This is a genomic window from Solimonas terrae (assembly GCF_011067135.1).
Classification (GTDB): domain Bacteria; phylum Pseudomonadota; class Gammaproteobacteria; order Nevskiales; family Nevskiaceae; genus Solimonas; species Solimonas terrae.
This window is the reverse complement of record NZ_JAAMOW010000001.1, coordinates 507,792-523,202: the sequence shown is the minus strand read 5'-3', so window position 1 is coordinate 523,202 and position 15,411 is coordinate 507,792. Positions and strand designations below refer to the sequence as shown.

At 65.3% G+C, this 15,411-nt stretch carries 13 protein-coding genes; 9 read left to right on the top strand and 4 right to left on the bottom strand.

From position 1 onward, the window contains the following. Nucleotides 1-70 precede the first annotated feature (70 nt). Nucleotides 71-1,054: an HTH-type transcriptional regulator CysB gene (gene cysB / locus G7Y85_RS02370; RefSeq protein WP_166251142.1), complete on the bottom strand. Its 984-nt coding sequence runs from the start codon at nt 1,052-1,054 to the stop codon at nt 71-73. An 88-nt stretch (nt 1,055-1,142) separates the two neighbouring features. On the opposite strand from cysB, the gene G7Y85_RS02365 reads away from it, so the two are divergent. Then, nucleotides 1,143-1,946 carry a sulfite exporter TauE/SafE family protein gene (locus tag G7Y85_RS02365; protein ID WP_166251139.1) on the top strand — a complete coding sequence of 268 codons (804 nt, stop codon included), beginning with the start codon at nt 1,143-1,145 and terminating at the stop codon, nt 1,944-1,946. A gap of 26 nt (nt 1,947-1,972) precedes the next feature. Further along, nucleotides 1,973-3,367: a siroheme synthase CysG gene (cysG, locus tag G7Y85_RS02360; protein WP_166251137.1), complete on the top strand. Its 1,395-nt coding sequence runs from the start codon at nt 1,973-1,975 to the stop codon at nt 3,365-3,367. Nucleotides 3,368-3,384: 17 nt separating this feature from the next. Here cysG and dxs read toward each other — a convergent pair whose 3' ends face one another. The 3 genes from dxs to G7Y85_RS02345 all read right to left on the bottom strand — a co-directional run bounded on the left by dxs (nt 3,385) and on the right by G7Y85_RS02345 (nt 6,513). Further along, nucleotides 3,385-5,268 (bottom strand): 1-deoxy-D-xylulose-5-phosphate synthase, encoded by a 1,884-nt coding sequence (gene dxs, locus G7Y85_RS02355; protein ID WP_166251135.1) that lies wholly within the window; start codon nt 5,266-5,268, stop codon nt 3,385-3,387. A 94-nt stretch (nt 5,269-5,362) separates the two neighbouring features. Next, a complete protein-coding gene (locus G7Y85_RS02350) occupies nt 5,363-6,253 on the bottom strand; it encodes a polyprenyl synthetase family protein (RefSeq protein WP_166251856.1) in 891 nt (296 codons plus the stop codon). After that, a complete protein-coding gene (locus G7Y85_RS02345) occupies nt 6,253-6,513 on the bottom strand; it encodes an exodeoxyribonuclease VII small subunit (RefSeq protein WP_166251133.1) in 261 nt (86 codons plus the stop codon). The genes G7Y85_RS02350 and G7Y85_RS02345 overlap by 1 nt, the downstream gene beginning before the upstream one ends. Before the next feature lie 129 nt (nt 6,514-6,642). Between G7Y85_RS02345 and G7Y85_RS02340 the strand changes: the two genes are divergently transcribed. The 7 genes from G7Y85_RS02340 (at nt 6,643) to htpX (ending at nt 15,402) form a co-directional block, all read left to right on the top strand. Beyond that, nucleotides 6,643-7,065, top strand: a complete 423-nt coding sequence (locus G7Y85_RS02340; protein ID WP_166251131.1) for a DUF6249 domain-containing protein — start codon at nt 6,643-6,645, stop codon at nt 7,063-7,065. 12 nt (nt 7,066-7,077) lie between these two features. Next, nucleotides 7,078-7,635 (top strand): RNA polymerase sigma factor, encoded by a 558-nt coding sequence (locus tag G7Y85_RS02335; RefSeq protein ID WP_166251129.1) that lies wholly within the window; start codon nt 7,078-7,080, stop codon nt 7,633-7,635. After that, nucleotides 7,632-8,006, top strand: coding sequence for a hypothetical protein (locus tag G7Y85_RS02330; protein WP_166251127.1), 375 nt, complete (start codon nt 7,632-7,634; stop codon nt 8,004-8,006). Before G7Y85_RS02335 ends, G7Y85_RS02330 begins: the two co-directional genes overlap by 4 nt. A 116-nt stretch (nt 8,007-8,122) precedes the next feature. Next, nucleotides 8,123-10,048 (top strand): DNA topoisomerase IV subunit B, encoded by a 1,926-nt coding sequence (gene parE / locus G7Y85_RS02325; protein ID WP_166251125.1) that lies wholly within the window; start codon nt 8,123-8,125, stop codon nt 10,046-10,048. A gap of 193 nt (nt 10,049-10,241) precedes the next feature. Continuing rightward, a complete protein-coding gene (recQ, locus tag G7Y85_RS02320; RefSeq protein ID WP_241695917.1) occupies nt 10,242-12,146 on the top strand; it encodes a DNA helicase RecQ in 1,905 nt (634 codons plus the stop codon). Nucleotides 12,147-12,183: 37 nt separating this feature from the next. After that, on the top strand, nt 12,184-14,436 hold the full coding sequence (gene parC / locus G7Y85_RS02315; protein ID WP_166251121.1) for a DNA topoisomerase IV subunit A: 2,253 nt from the start codon (nt 12,184-12,186) through the stop codon (nt 14,434-14,436). A gap of 81 nt (nt 14,437-14,517) precedes the next feature. Next, nucleotides 14,518-15,402, top strand: a complete 885-nt coding sequence (gene htpX, locus G7Y85_RS02310) for a protease HtpX (RefSeq protein WP_166251119.1) — start codon at nt 14,518-14,520, stop codon at nt 15,400-15,402. Nucleotides 15,403-15,411: the final 9 nt, after the last annotated feature.

Sequence of the window (15,411 nt, the reverse complement as noted above, 5' to 3'; positions counted from 1 at the left end):
GGGGCGTCATTATCCGGGTTTTCCCTCACGCAATGAAGCGTTTCGCCGGTTCTAAGCTCATGCCGAATGATTATTTTGCTTCCGGAAGCTCGCTGATCAAGGCTAGCGCCTGCTTCTGGCGTTGCTCAGGCTCGGCGATCGCCGCAATTCCGTCGACGATGTCCGGCGTCAGATGCGGGGCGAACAGGCGCAGGAATTCGTACATGTAGCCACGCAGGAACAGGCTGCGGCGAAAACCGATGTGGGTGACGCTGCCTTCGAACAGGTGATCGGCCGGCAGACGGACCAGATCATCGTCGGCATCGTGGTCATAAGCCATGCTGGCGACGATGCCGATACCCATCCCGAGCCGCACATAGGTCTTGATGACGTCGGCGTCGACGGCGGTCAGCACGACATTGGCTTTCAGGCCATGCGCGGCGAACGCCTGGTCGAGTTTGGAGCGGCCGGTGAAGCCGAAGGTGTAGGTGACGATGGGATAGGCGGCGATGTCCTCGAGCGACAGCGTCGATTTGACGGCGAGCGGATGATCCGGTCGCACCAGCACGGATCGGTTCCAGTGATAGCACGGCAGCATGACGAGGTTTTCGAAGTGATGCATGGCCTCGGTCGCGATCGCGAAATCGGTCTGGCCTTCCGCCGCCATGCGCGCGATCTGCGGCGGTGAGCCCTGATGCAGATGCAGGCTGACATTGGCATAACGCTGCCGGAATGCGTGAATCACCGGCGGCAGTGCATAACGCGCCTGCGTGTGCGTGGTCGCGATCGCGAGATCGCCACGGTCGGCGTCATGAAACTCTTCGGCGACACGCTTGATGTTCTCGACCTCGCCGAGCAGGCGCTGGGTGCAGTCGAGAATGCGCTGTCCGGCCGGCGTGATCTCGGACAGGTGCTTGCCGTTGCGCACGAAGATGTCGACGCCGAGTTCTTCCTCGAGCAGACGGATCTGCTTGCTGACCCCGGGCTGCGAGGTGAACAGGGCTTCGGCGGCGGCGGTGACATTGAGCCCGCGCTTGCTGATCTCGTGGATGTAATGCAGTTGGCGCAGCTTCATGGTCATTCCATATGCGCAGATAGAATAAAAGTATAGTGCGCTGCCCCTTCGTGCGGGCAGTTCCCGGCTACTCACCCAGACCCTGAACATGCAAGAGCTTGGCTTCATCGTGGCGGGACTCGTCGTCGGCACCGCGGTCGGCGCTACCGGCGTCGGCGGCGGATCACTGATGACGCCGATTCTCATCCTGTTCTGCGGCGTCAAACCTGCCATTGCCGTCGGCACCGACCTTCTTTACGCCAGCATCAGCAAGGCATTCGGCGTGACCCTGCACGGACGCAACGGCAGCGTCGACTGGCCGCTGGTCGCGTGGCTGTCGGCGGGCAGTCTGCCGGCGACGGTCGTGACCCTGCTGGTCCTGCGCCGGCTCGAGACCGGGCCCCATCTCGATCACCTGATCCAGATGGTCCTGTCGATCGCGATCATCGTGACCGCGACTTTCACTCTGCTGCAGGAGCCGATCGGCCGCCTGCTGGCGCGTCGCGGCTTGCATGTCGGCGACGATCTGCTCGATCGCATCCAGCGGCCGTTGACGGTACTGGCCGGCTTGCTGATCGGCACGCTGGTGACGATCTCGTCGGTCGGTGCCGGTGTGATCGGCATGATGATCCTGCTGCTGCTGTATCCGCGGCAGAAACCGCTGACCCTGGTCGGCTCCGATCTCGCGCACGCGGTGCTGATCACCGGCATCGCCGGTCTCGGCCACGCCGGGATCGGCTCCGTGGACTACCGCATGCTGATCCTGTTGCTGATCGGCGCCTTGCCCGGCATCTGGGCCGGGACCCGTCTCGGCTTTCGCCTGTCGCCGCGTCTGCTCAAGCGACTGGTGGCCGGCTTCCTGGTCTTCATCGGCGTGACGATGGCGGCCAAGGCCTGGGCGCTCGCGTCCTGAGCGATGTTCGTGCTGAACTGCGCGTCATGACGAGCGAGTGGCCTTACTTTCCGCTGTTCCTGCGCCTGCGTGATGAGCCGGTGTTGCTGGTCGGCGCCGGCGACGTGGCCGCGCGCAAGCTGCGCCTGCTGCGGCGCGCCGGTGCCCGCGTGCAAATCGTCGCGCGCGAGTTGAACGATGAAGTTCGTGCCGCGGTGGATGACAACGCCGCCACGCACCTTGCCGCGGAGTTCTCGTCCGATCTCGTCGACCGGCAGCGCCTGATCGTGGCGGCCACCGACGACGCCGTGCTCAACGCAAGGATCGCGGCCGCGGCGCATACCGCCAATATTCCCGTCAACGTCGTCGACGACGCCGAGCGCAGCAGTTTCATCGTGCCGGCCATCGTCGATCGCAGTCCGATGCTGGTCGCGATTTCCAGCGGCGCGGCGGCGCCGGTCCTGGCGCGCCGCGTGCGCGAGCGCATCGAGGCCATGTTGCCGGCCGCGTACGGGCGACTGGCGGCATTCATGCATCGTTTGCGCGAGCAGGTGAAAGCGCAAGCCGGCGTTTCGCCGCGGGCGATCTGGGAGCGCTTCATCGATGGCCCGGGCGCCGAAGCGGCATTGCGTGGCGACGACGCCGCGGCAGCACAGGCACTGGCCGGCTTGCTGGTGAACGGGCCGCAACGCGGCGAGGTCTATCTGGTCGGCGCCGGGCCCGGCGATCCGGATCTGCTGACATTTCGTGCGTTGCGCTTGATGCAGCAGTGCGATGTCGTGCTCTACGACCGTCTGGTGTCGCCGGCGATCATGGAACTGGTGCGGCGCGACGCCGAGCGGCTCTACGTCGGCAAGGCGCGCAGCGACCACGCGGTGCCGCAGGACGAGATCAATCAGGAGCTGGTCCGTCACGCGCAGGCGGGCAAGCGCGTCTTGCGTCTGAAAGGCGGAGACCCTTTCATTTTCGGCCGCGGCGGCGAAGAGATCGAAACCTTGATGGCCCACGGCGTGAGGTTCCAGGTCGTGCCGGGCGTCACCGCGGCGAGCGGTTGTGCCGCCTACGCCGGCATTCCGCTGACGCATCGCGACTATGCGCAGGCCTGCGTGTTCGTTACCGGTCATGCGCGCAAGGACGGCCAGCTGGAACTGCACTGGGACCAGCTCGCGCGACGCGGCCAGACCGTGGTGTTCTACATGGGCCTGCAGACGCTGCCGCAGATCTGCACGGCGCTGATCGAACACGGCCTGCCGCGCGATTGGCCGGCTGCCGTGATCGAGGACGGCACGTCGGTGCGACAGCGGGTGCTCGGCGCCACGCTCGACGATCTGCCGCAGCGCGTGATCGAGGCGAACATCAAGGGGCCGACCCTGCTGATCGTCGGCGAAGTCGTGAAGCTGCGCGACAAGCTGGCCTGGTTTGAAGGCGCGGCCGGCGGCTAGATCATCGCCGGTGGCTCTCAGGCACCGCGATTGGTGGTGCGCGCCGATACGTCGAGATCGCGGCTGCGCAGGCGTTTCTGGATCGCGCGCAGGATGCCGGCGGTATCGAGGCCGACCTGGGCAAGCAGTTCCTCGCGCGTGCCGTGCTCGACGAACTGGTCGGGCAGGCCAAGGTTGAGCACCGGGACCGTGTGATGCTGGGCGACCAGCACTTCGTTGACGCCGGAGCCGGCGCCGCCGAGGCGGGCATTGTCCTCGATCGTCACCAGCAGATCGTTTTCATTGGCCAGATCGAGAATCAGCTCGGCGTCCAGCGGCTTGACGAAACGCATGTCGGCGACCACGGCGTCGAGAATTTCGGCGGCTTCGATCGCCGGCTGCACCATCGCCCCGAATGCGAGGATCGCGACGCGCGGACGCCGCCGGCCATGCGCTTCGCGAACGATGCGACCACGCCCGACCGGCAGCGGTTTGGGATCGAGCTCGGCGGCCAGCCCGTTGCCGTTGCCGCGCGGATAGCGCACGGCGCTGGGCTGGTTCAGCGAGACGCCGGTGGCGAGCATGCGCCGGCATTCGTTTTCGTCGGATGGCGCCATCACCACCATGTTCGGAATGCAGCGCAGATACGAAAGATCGAAAGCGCCGTGATGCGTTGCGCCGTCGGCGCCGACCAGGCCGCCGCGATCGATCGCGAACACGACCGGCAGGTTCTGGATCGCGACGTCGTGGATGAGCTGGTCGTAACCGCGCTGCAGGAAGGTCGAGTAGATCGCGCAGACCGGCTTCAGGCCTTCGCAGGCAAGGCCGGCGGCGAGCGTGACGGCATGCTGTTCGGCAATGCCGACATCGAAATAGCGATCGGGGAAGCGCTTCGAGAATTCGACCAGGCCGGAACCTTCACGCATCGCCGGCGTGATGCCGACGATCAGCGGATCGTGTTCGGCGGCGCGACACAGCCAGTCACCGAACACCTGCGTGTAGCTTGGCGCGCCACCGCCTTTCTTGGCGGGAAACGCGCCGGTGACCGGGTCGAACTGGGTGATGCCGTGATACTTGATCGGATCGGCCTCGGCCGGCTCGAAGCCCTTGCCCTTGGTCGTCACCACATGCAACAGCTGCGGCCCCTTGCTGTCCTTCAGGCGGTCGAATTCCGCCATCAGCACCGGCAGATCGTGGCCGTCGATCGGGCCGGAATAACGGAAGCCGAAGGTTTCGAACATCGCCCCCGGGTGATCGAGGTGCGCCTCGTTGTGTTCGGCCTGCGGCGCGCGCGCGGCGTGCGGCGTATTCAGCCCGAGCTTCTGCATCAGGCGCGCGGAATGGTCGCGCAATGCGCCGACGTTTTCCGAGATCGACATGTCGTTGTCGTTGTAGATGACGAGCATGTCGAGGCCGAGGTGGCCGGCGTGATTGAGCGCTTCGAACGCCATGCCGGCCGTCATGCCGCCATCGCCGATGACGGCGACGACGCGTCGCGGCTCGCCCTTGACGCGCGCACCGGCCGCCATGCCGGCGGCGGCGGAGATCGATGTCGACGAATGCCCGACGCCGAAGCTGTCGTATTCGCTTTCCGCCCGCAGGCAGAACGGCGCCAGACCCCCGAGCCGACGGATCGTCTCCAGCTGCGCACGACGGCCGGTGAGAATCTTGTGCGGATAGGCCTGATGACCGACGTCCCAGACGATGCGGTCGCGCGGCGTCTCGAAGCAGTGGTGCAACGCCAGTGACAGCTCGACGGTGCCGAGATTCGCGGCGAAGTGGCCGCCGATGCGGCCCAGGGTTTCGATCAGATAGCGGCGCATTTCGACGGCGAGACCCGGCAATTCGCCGACAGGCAGCTTGCGCAGGTCATCCGGCGTCTGGATCCGCCCGAGCAGGGCGTAACCGGGGATATCGGTCATGAAATGTCCGGTGCCATCGGCACCAAGGGAATGATTAAACCGGGATTATCGGCGAAATGCCGCGCCCCGAACCAGTGCATGGCGGCACTGTGGCTCAGTGGTCGCGACCTTCGATATGGCGCGTCAGCCACAACAGCGGCTCTGCAGCGTCATTGAACGGGCCGAGCACATCCCGTGCCGAAGCGAACAGTTCGGCGGCCCGCAGCTTGGCGGCCGGCAGGCCCATCACCGACGGGTACGTGGATTTCAGATGCGCCTCGTCCTTGCCGGCGGTCTTGCCGAGCGCTGCCGAACTGGATTCGATGTCGAGCACGTCGTCCTGGATCTGGAAGGCCAGGCCGATGGTCTTGCCGTAGTGATCGAGCGCCTCGGCCTGCTCGGCCGGCAGATCGGGCGCCGCGAGGCAGGCCAGCTGCAGGCAGGCGCGGATCATCGCGCCGGTCTTGTGAATGTGCAGGGCTTCGAGTTCGGCCAGTGTCAGCTGCTGGCCCTCGGCCGCGAGATCGACGGCCTGGCCGCCGACCATGCCGCGCGAGCCTGCCGCCTGGGCGAGGCGTTCGACCATCTGCAAACGCCGACTCGCGTCGAGGCCCGAGTCGTGATCGGCGGCCAGGACGTGAAACGCCAGCGCCTGCAGTGCGTCGCCGACCAGAATCGCGGTCGCTTCGTCGAAGGCCCTGTGCGTGGTCGGCCGCCCGCGGCGCAGATCGTCGTCGTCCATCGCCGGCAGATCGTCGTGCACCAGCGAATAGACGTGAATCATCTCGACCGCGCAGGCCGCCGCGTCGAGCCGCCGCGCCGGCAGACCGAGCACCTCGCCGGCGGCATAGACCAGCAGCGGGCGCAGGTGCTTGCCGCCGTCGCAGGCATAGCGCAGCGCTTCGTGGAGGCGGGCGGGGTAGGTGGTCGCCGACGGCAGCCAGCGCTCGAAACTCGCGCGCAGGCGTTGCTGGTAGGTGTCGACCCGCTCGGCAAATGGCGGCATCACGCCGCGTCGTCCTCGTCGTCCGTCGCCAGCAGTTCGTGGACCTTCAGCTCGGCGCCTTCGAGCGAGCCGCGGCACTGACGCGCGAGCGCAACACCGCGCTCGAACAGCCGCAGCGACTCGTCGAGCCGCAGCTCGCCGCGTTCGAGCGACTGGACGATGGTTTCAAGCTCCTTCATCGCGTCTTCGAACTGGCCGACCGCATCTGCGGCCGAGGGCGTGCTCGGATCGGGCTTGGCAACCGGGTTTTTCGGGGACATGGCGGGTCGTCGGCTGGGGCGCGTAGTGTAATCGCCGGCGCGTGCATCCAAAACGGGTGGTCGCCGCATCCAAGTCCATGAGCCGATCGTCAATCCGATCGTCACGGGACGTTTCAAGGAGCCACTGCCATGCTGAACCTGCTTTCCACCGCCGCCGCCAGCTTTCAGGTCGACGGCCTCGATTCGCTCGATGCGCATCATCTGGACATCACCGGTCTGACCACCATCATCATGGCGTTCGCACTGCCGGCGGTGATCGTCATCACCGTGATGATCTTCCGCCTGCGCCGTCAGCGTCTGCAGAACGAGATCATTGCCAAGCTCGCCGCCGCGGGACAGCCGATCCCGCCGGAGTTGTTCCAGGCCATGTCGTGCCGGCGCTCGAACCTCAATCGCGGCCTCGTCATGCTGTCGGTCGGTGTGGCGCTGACCCTGGCCTTCTACCTGACCGGCAATCACGCCTGGCCCTATGCGCTGATTCCGATATTCGTCGGCGTCGCGCGGTTGGTGGCCTGGGCGATCGAAGACCGCAGGCAGCCGCAGGACCGCTAGCCGGACACGCACTTGTCGAGTTCCGCCGATCCTGCCGACGCTGTGCTGATCGCCCGTGTGCTCGCGGGTGACGATCGCCAGGCATTTGCCGCGCTCGTGCGCCGCCACCAGTCGCCGGTGCGCAATCTGCTGCGCCGATTGACCGCCGGCCAGCACGCCCTTGCCGACGACCTCGCGCAGGAAACCTTCCTGCAGGCCTGGCGCAAGCTCGGCCAGTTTCGGGCGGATGCGCAATTCTCGACATGGCTGCACCGCATCGCCACCAACGCGTATCTGCAGTATCTGCGCGCACGCCGCATCGAGTTGTCGCTCGATGAAATCCCCGCGATCGCGGCCGATGCGGTCGATGACGAAGTGCCGGATGCCGATCTGCAGCTCGATATGGCACGCGCGTTCGCCGTGCTCTCGCCGGCGGAAAGAGCGGCGCTGTTGCAGTGCTACCATCTCGACATGAGTCACGAAGAAGCCGCCGCCGCGCTGCGCTGCCCGATCGGCACGCTGAAGTCGCACATCGCGCGCGGCAAGCAGAAACTCAAGGCCTGTCTGCAGGCCTGGGAGCTTGCACCATGAACCGCCGCATCGAATCCGATCTTCACGACGACGCTGCCGATGCGGTATGGCTGCAGAGCCTGCTGCACGACGATGCCGAACGGATGCCGTATCTCGACGACGCGGGTTTCAGCGCCCGTGTCCTGCAAGCACTGCCGCCGCCTCGGCGTCGCTGGCTGGAGGGCCTGAGCGGGCTGGTCATTGTCGCCGCGCTCGGCTCCGGTCTGTTGTATCTCGTCGGGCTGCTGCAGACGCCACTGGCCGGTATGGCCGATCGCACGGTCGAGCACTTTTCGCTGGTTCTGGCGCAACCGACGCCGGGGTCGCTGTTGAGCCTGCTGGCGCCGCTGCTGGCCCTGTATCTGGCGGGTGCGACCCTGCTCGAGGATTGATCCGCGGTGGCCGATTCAAAGGCACGCGCCTGCGTGCCTGAATCCGGCGCTGTCGGCAATCTTGCCGACAGGCGATGCATTGGCTACCTTCGCGCGTCCGCAGAGCGACCCCGACGATGGCAGCAAACTCAAACAATAGTTCCTACAGCGCTGAAGCAATTGAAGTTCTTCAGGGCCTCGACCCGGTGCGCAAGCGCCCGGGCATGTATACCGACACTACCCGGCCGAATCATCTCGCGCAGGAAGTGATCGACAACGCGGTCGACGAGGCGCTCGCCGGTCACTGCAAGAACATTCTGGTCACGGTTCACGAAGACGGTTCGCTCGAAGTCGGCGACGACGGTCGCGGCATGCCGGTCGACATTCATCCGGTGCACAAGGTCACCGGCGTCGAGCTGATCCTGACCAAGCTGCACTCCGGCGCCAAGTTCTCGAACAAGCAGTATCAGTTCTCGGGCGGCCTGCACGGCGTCGGCGTCTCTGTCGTCAACGCGCTGTCGAGCAAGCTCGAAGTCCGCGTATTCCGCGACGGCACCGAACATCTGATCGAGTTCCAGAATGGCGAGGTCACGCAGCCGCTGAAGCCGGTCGGCCCGGTGGCGAAGAACAAGCGCGGCACGACCGTGCGCTTCTGGGCGGATCCCAGGTATTTCGACTCGCCGAAGTTCTCGATGCCGCGCCTCAAGCAGGTGCTGCGTGCCAAGGCCGTGCTGTGCCCGAACCTGCGCGTGACCTTGCTCGACAAGGCTCATGGTGAGGAGATCGTGTGGCAGTACGAAAACGGCCTGACGGATTATCTGAAGGATGCGCTGCAGGGCGCCGAAACCTTGCCGGCCGAACCCTTCGTCGGCCAGTTCCGGGCGACGCGCGAGGAAGCCGAGTGGGCGCTGGTCTGGCTCAATGCCGACGGCGGCCGCCTGGAGCCGGTCGCCGAGAGCTACGTCAACCTGATTCCCACCGCGCAGGGCGGCACGCACGTCAATGGCTTGCGCACCGGCCTGACCGAAGCGATTCGCGAATTCTGCGAATTCCGCAATCTGCTGCCACGCGGCATGAAGCTGACGCCGGAAGATGTCTGGAATGGCTGCGCCTACGTGCTCAGCGTCAAGATGCAGGATCCGCAGTTCGCCGGCCAGACCAAGGAGCGCCTGTCGTCGCGCGAGACAGCCGCGTTCGTGCAGGGTGTCGTGCACGACTCGTTCAGCCTGTGGCTGAACCAGCACACCGAGGCCGGCGAGCAGATCGCACAGCTGGTGATCGCCAATGCCAATGCGCGGCTCAAGCTCGCCAAGCAGGTGGTCCGCAAGAAAGTGACCAGTGGCCCGGCGCTGCCCGGCAAGCTCGCCGATTGCGTGTCCAGCGATGCCAAGCTCACCGAATTGTTTCTGGTCGAAGGCGATTCGGCCGGCGGCTCGGCCAAGCAGGCGCGCGATCGCGAATACCAGGCGGTGATGCCGCTGCGCGGCAAGATCCTCAACAGCTGGGAAGTCGACGCCAACGAGGCGCTCGGCTCGCAGGAAATCCACGACATCTCGGTGGCGATCGGCGTCGATCCGGGCAGTGCCGAGATCGCCAGCCTGCGCTACGGCAAGGTTTGCGTACTGGCCGACGCCGATTCCGACGGCCTGCATATCGCGACGCTGCTGTGCGCGTTGTTCCTCAAGCATTTCCGACCTTTGGTGGCCGCCGGCAACATCTTCATCGCGATGCCGCCGCTGTTCCGCATCGACGCCGGCAAGCAGGTGTTCTACGCACTCGACGAAGCCGAGAAGAACGGCATCCTCGATCGCCTGATCGCCGAAGGCAGCCGCGCCAAGCCGCAGGTCACGCGCTTCAAGGGTCTGGGCGAGATGAATCCGCTGCAGCTGCGCGAAACGACGATGGCGCGCGACACGCGGCGCCTCGTGCAGCTGACGCTCGACGACGACATTCCCGATCAGATCAACGCCGCCGATCTGCTGATGGACATGCTGCTCGCGAAGAAGCGTTCCGGCGATCGCAAGGAATGGCTGGAGCGCGAGGGCAATCGCGCCGAGGTTTGAAAGCTCATGAATTTTCCTGCTGCGCTCGACATCTCGCGTTCTGGCGGTGCTCGTTCGGGCTTGCCGAAGCGTTGCTTGGCCCGAACCAGCCCTCACCCTCACGTACTTCAGTACGCTGCGGTTGCTGTGCTCGGGCAAAACGCGACCTGCCGTCGCTCGCGACGAAAACTTCACGAGCTTCAGGCAATGGATGATGGGGCACGATAAGGCGCAGGCTCTCGATCTGAGGGAGGCCCTCAAGCGCTGGTTCGGCTTCGATCACTTCCGGCCGGGTCAGGAGGCCGTCGTGCGCGACGCGCTGGCAGGTCGGGATCTGCTGGCGATCATGCCGACCGGTGGTGGCAAGTCCTTGTGCTTCCAGTTGCCGGCCCTGCTCAAGCCCGGCCTGATGATCGTCGTCTCGCCGCTGATCGCGCTGATGCAGGATCAGGTGCGCCTGCTCGGCGAGATGGGCATTGCCGCGACATTCCTGAACTCGTCATTGAGTGCGGCCGAAGCGTCGGCGCGCAGCGCGGCATTGCTGCGCGGCGAGTACCGCCTGCTGTACCTGGCGCCCGAGCGGCTGCTGCTGCCGGAGTTTCGCGACGGCCTGCTGGCACGTCTGGCGCAAGACCCGGGCATTTCCGCGATCACGGTTGACGAAGCGCACTGCGTGTCCGAATGGGGGCATGATTTTCGCCCCGAGTATCGCCAGCTCGGCAGCCTGCGCGAACAGTTTGCCGACGTGCCGGCCCGGATACCTTTCTGGGCGTTTACGGCGACCGCAACGGCGCGCGTGCGCGGCGACATCGTCGCGCAGCTGCGGCTGCAGGATGCGTCTGTCCACATTGCCAGTTTCAATCGCCCGAACCTGTATTACGCGGTACGGCCGAAGACCCAGCAGACCTACGCGCAGTTGCTGGCGCTGGCGCGCGAAGGCGGGGCCGGGATCGTCTACTGCCTGTCGCGCAAACGCGTCGACGAGATTGCCGCGAAGCTGGCCGCCGACGATGTTCGCGTCGCGCCCTATCACGCCGGCCTCGACGCCGATACACGGCGCGACAATCAGGAGCGCTTCATACGCGATGATGCGCAGGTGATCGTCGCCACCGTCGCATTCGGCATGGGCATCAACAAGCCGGATGTGCGCTGGGTCGCGCACTACGATCTGCCGCGCACCATGGAAGGCTATTACCAGGAAGCCGGCCGCGCCGGCCGTGACGGCGAGGCCTCGCGCTGTATCCTGTTCTTCGGGCTCGGCGACATTCGCACGGCGGAATTCCTGATCGGCCAGAAGACCCATCCGGAAACGAATCTGCCGCTGGAGCAGGAGCAGCGGCTGGCGCGCCAGCAGTTGCGCCAGGTCGTCGACTACGCCGAGTCCGGCGAATGTCGTCGCGCGATCCAGTTGCGCTATTTCGGCGAAGTCTTCGAGGACAACTGCGGCGCCTGCGACAACTGCCTGGAAACGAAGGTCACCGAGGACTGGACGCTGGAGGCGCAGCAGCTCCTGTCCTGCGTCGCGCGACTCGCGCAGCGCGGCGAGCGTTTCGGTAGCGCCCATGTCATCGATATCCTGCGCGGCTCCGAAGCCCAGAAACTGATCGACCGCGGCCATCAGCAATTGTCGACCTACGGCATCGGCAAGGCACGTTCGCTCGACGAATGGAGGACGCTGGTGCGCACACTGTTGCATCAGGGCCTGCTCGACGAAACCAGCGACGGTTATCCGGTACTCAAGCTCGCGGCTGCCAGTCGCGAGGTACTCAAGGGTGAACGGAGCGTGCTGGTCGTGCCGCCGCCGAAGCGCGAGACCGCGGCGATGCGCAAGGCGAAGAAGCGTGCCGAGCGCGCCGGCCTGCGGCCCGGAGACCAATCGCTGTTCGGCCAGCTGCGAACGCTGCGCAAACAGCTCGCCGACGCGCAGAATGTGCCGCCTTATGTGGTGTTCAACGACGCCAGTCTGCGCGAGATGGCCGAACGCCAGCCGCGCACTCTCGATGCTTTCGCCGAGATCACCGGCGTCGGCGTGCGCAAGCTCGAACAATACGGTCAGGCGTTCGTCGCGGCGATCCGCACTTACGCCGATGCCGAGAACGCCGAATATCTGAATTCATGACCGGGCGCAGGCCCGGACGAACATTGGCAGGAAATCCATGACCGACACACCGACGCAAAACGGCCCGACCGAAAATCTCGACAGCGAGCGCGTGCCACTGCGCGTGTTCGCCGAGAAGGCCTATCTCGACTACTCGATGTATGTCGTGCTCGACCGCGCGCTGCCGCATGTCGCCGACGGCCTCAAGCCGGTGCAGCGACGCATCATCTACGCGATGTCGGAACTCGGCATCAATGCCGCGTCCAAGCCGCGCAAGTCGGCGCTGACGGTCGGCGACGTGATCGGCAAATACCATCCGCATGGCGACAGCGCCTGCTACGAGGCGATGGTGACGATGGCACAGCCGTTTTCGTATCGCTATCCGCTGGTCGACGGTCAGGGCAACTGGGGTTCGCAGGACGATCCGAAGTCCTTCGCCGCCTATCGCTATACCGAGTCGCGGCTGACGCCGTATGCGCAGACCTTGCTCGCCGAAGTGGGTCTGGGCACGGTCGACTGGCTGCCGACCTTCGACGGTTCGCGCGACGAGCCGCGCCTGCTGCCAGCCCGTCTGCCGAACATCCTCGTCAACGGCACCACCGGCATCGCGGTCGGCATGGCAACCGACGTGCCGCCTCACAATCTGCGCGAGCTGGTCGCGGCCTGTCTGCATCTGCTCAAGCACCCGAATGCACACATCGAAAAGCTTTGCGAGTTCGTGCCCGCGCCGGACTATCCGACCGGCTGCGAGATCGTGTCCGAGCCGCACGATCTGCTGAAGATCTACCAGACCGGCTATGGCCAGGTTCGCGCGCGCGCGCGCTGGGAACGGGACGAGGATGGCAACATCATCGTCACGCATCTTGCGCATCAGGTATCGCCGGCGAAAATCCTCGAGCAGATCGCCGAGCAGATGCGCGCAAAGAAGCTGCCGCTGGTCGAGGATCTGCGCGACGAATCCGACCACGAGAACCCGACGCGGCTGGTGATCGTGCCGCGCTCGAATCGCGTCGATGCCGACGCGCTGATGGCACATCTGTTCGCGACCACCGATCTCGAGCGCAGCTACCGCGTCAATCTCAACATGATCGGCCTCGATGGCCGGCCGCGCGTGAAGAATCTCAAGGAGATTCTCGGCGAATGGCTGGACTATCGCTTTGCGACGGTCACCAGGCGCGTCAATCATCGGCTCGCCAAGGTCAACGAGCGCCTGCATATCCTCGAAGGTCTGTTGATCGCCTACCTCAACATCGACGAGGTGATTCGCATCATCCGCTTCGAAGATGATCCCAAGGCCAAGCTGATCAGCACCTTCGCGTTGTCCGATGCGCAGGCCGAATGGATCCTCGACCTCAAACTGCGGCACTTGCAGAAGCTCGAGGAAATGAAGATCAGGGGCGAGCAGGAAGAGCTCGCGGCCGAAGCCGCGCGGCTGGATGAGCTGCTCGGCGACGACGACAAGATGAAGAAACTGATCGGCGAGGAACTCAAGGAAGACGCGAAGAAGTACGGCGACGAGCGTCGCTGCGCGATCAATGCCCGACCACCGGCAGCAGCCATGGAGGCCACCGAAATCCTGCCGGCGGAACCGGTCACCGTGGTGCTCTCGAAGGCGGGCTGGATTCGCGCCGGCAAGGGCCACGAACTCGACCCGACCGCGCTGAGCTACAAGTCGGGCGACGAATTCGGTTTTGCGGTGCAGGGCAAGACCAACCAGCTCCTGGTGCTGCTCGATCACAAGGGGCGTTGTTACACCCTCAATCCGCGCGAGCTGCCGTCGGCGCGCTCGCAGGGCGAGCCGGTCACGACGCGCCTCGACATCCAGGATGGCGGCCGCATCACCGGCGTGATGATGGGCGAGCCCAGCGAACGTCTGGTGCTCGGCAGCGACGAGGGCTACGGCTTCGTCGCCCGGCTCGGCGACCTGGAATCGCGTCAGAAGGCCGGCAAGGCCGTGATCAATGTCGGGGCGACGGCAAACGTGCTGGTGCCGGCGCGCGTCGGCGATGTCGGCAATGATCGCTACGCACTGATCACCGCCGAAGGTCGCCTGCTCGTGTTCCCGCTCGCCGAGCTGCCGGAGCTGGCGAAAGGCAAGGGCAACAAGCTGGTGGCCTTGAAAGGCGAGGACCGGATTCTGGCGTCCTGCGTACTGCCGGCTGACGCCAGCCTGACGCTGGTCTGCGGCAAGCGCACGCTGACGCTGAAGGCGGCCGACCTGGCGCACTACGTCGGCTCGCGTGCCAGCCGCGGCAGCCATCTGCCGCGCGGGTTCCAGCGCGTCGACAGCGTTTATCCGGAAGGAAAATGACTTCGGTACGGCCTTGAAAGAACCAGGGCCGTCCCCAGCTGTCTGAGCTGAGTCCCGACCGAAAAGGCAAATCGTACGTCCATGAAACGCGTCCTGCTGTTTCTCGCAACCAACCTTGCGATCGTTCTGATCCTCAGCGTTGTCACCTCGCTGCTCGGCGTCAACCACTGGCTGATGGCCAATGGCCTGAACTACTCCGCGTTGCTGGTGTTCTGTTTCGTGTTCGGCATGGGCGGTGCCTTCATTTCGCTGGCCTTGTCCAAGCCGATCGCCAAGTGGACGACCGGCGCCAGGGTGCTCAAGGAACCGCGCAGCTCTTCGGAAATGTGGCTGCTGCAGACCGTCGAACGACAGGCGCGCGCGGCCGGCGTTGGCATGCCGGAGGTCGCGATCTTCGATGCGCCGGAACCCAATGCGTTTGCCACCGGCATGAGCCGCAACAATTCGCTGGTGGCCGTGTCGACCGGCTTGCTGCACAGCATGAGTCAGGACGAGGTCGAAGCCGTGCTCGGCCACGAGATGAGTCACATCGCCAACGGCGACATGGTGACCCTGACGCTGATCCAGGGCGTGCTCAATACCTTCGTGATGTTCCTCGCGCGCGTGATCGGCTATGCCATCGACCAGGCCGTGTTTCGTCGCGGTGCCGACGATCGTGGCCCGGGCATCGGCTACTTCTTCACGGTGATGATCCTGCAACTCGTGTTCGGCATTCTCGCCAGCATGATCGTCGCCTGGTTCTCGCGCCGGCGTGAGTTCCGCGCCGACGCCGGTGGTGCGCATCTGGCCGGCAAGCGCAAGATGATTGCCGCCCTGCAGCGCCTGCAGGCCGCGCACGGTGAATCGTCGCTGCCGCAGAACATGACGGCGATGGGCATTACCGGCGGTCAGCTCGCCAGGCTGTTTGCTTCGCATCCGCCGCTGGAGGTCCGCATCGCGGCGCTGCAGCAGGCACAGACGGCCTGAGCGATCGAC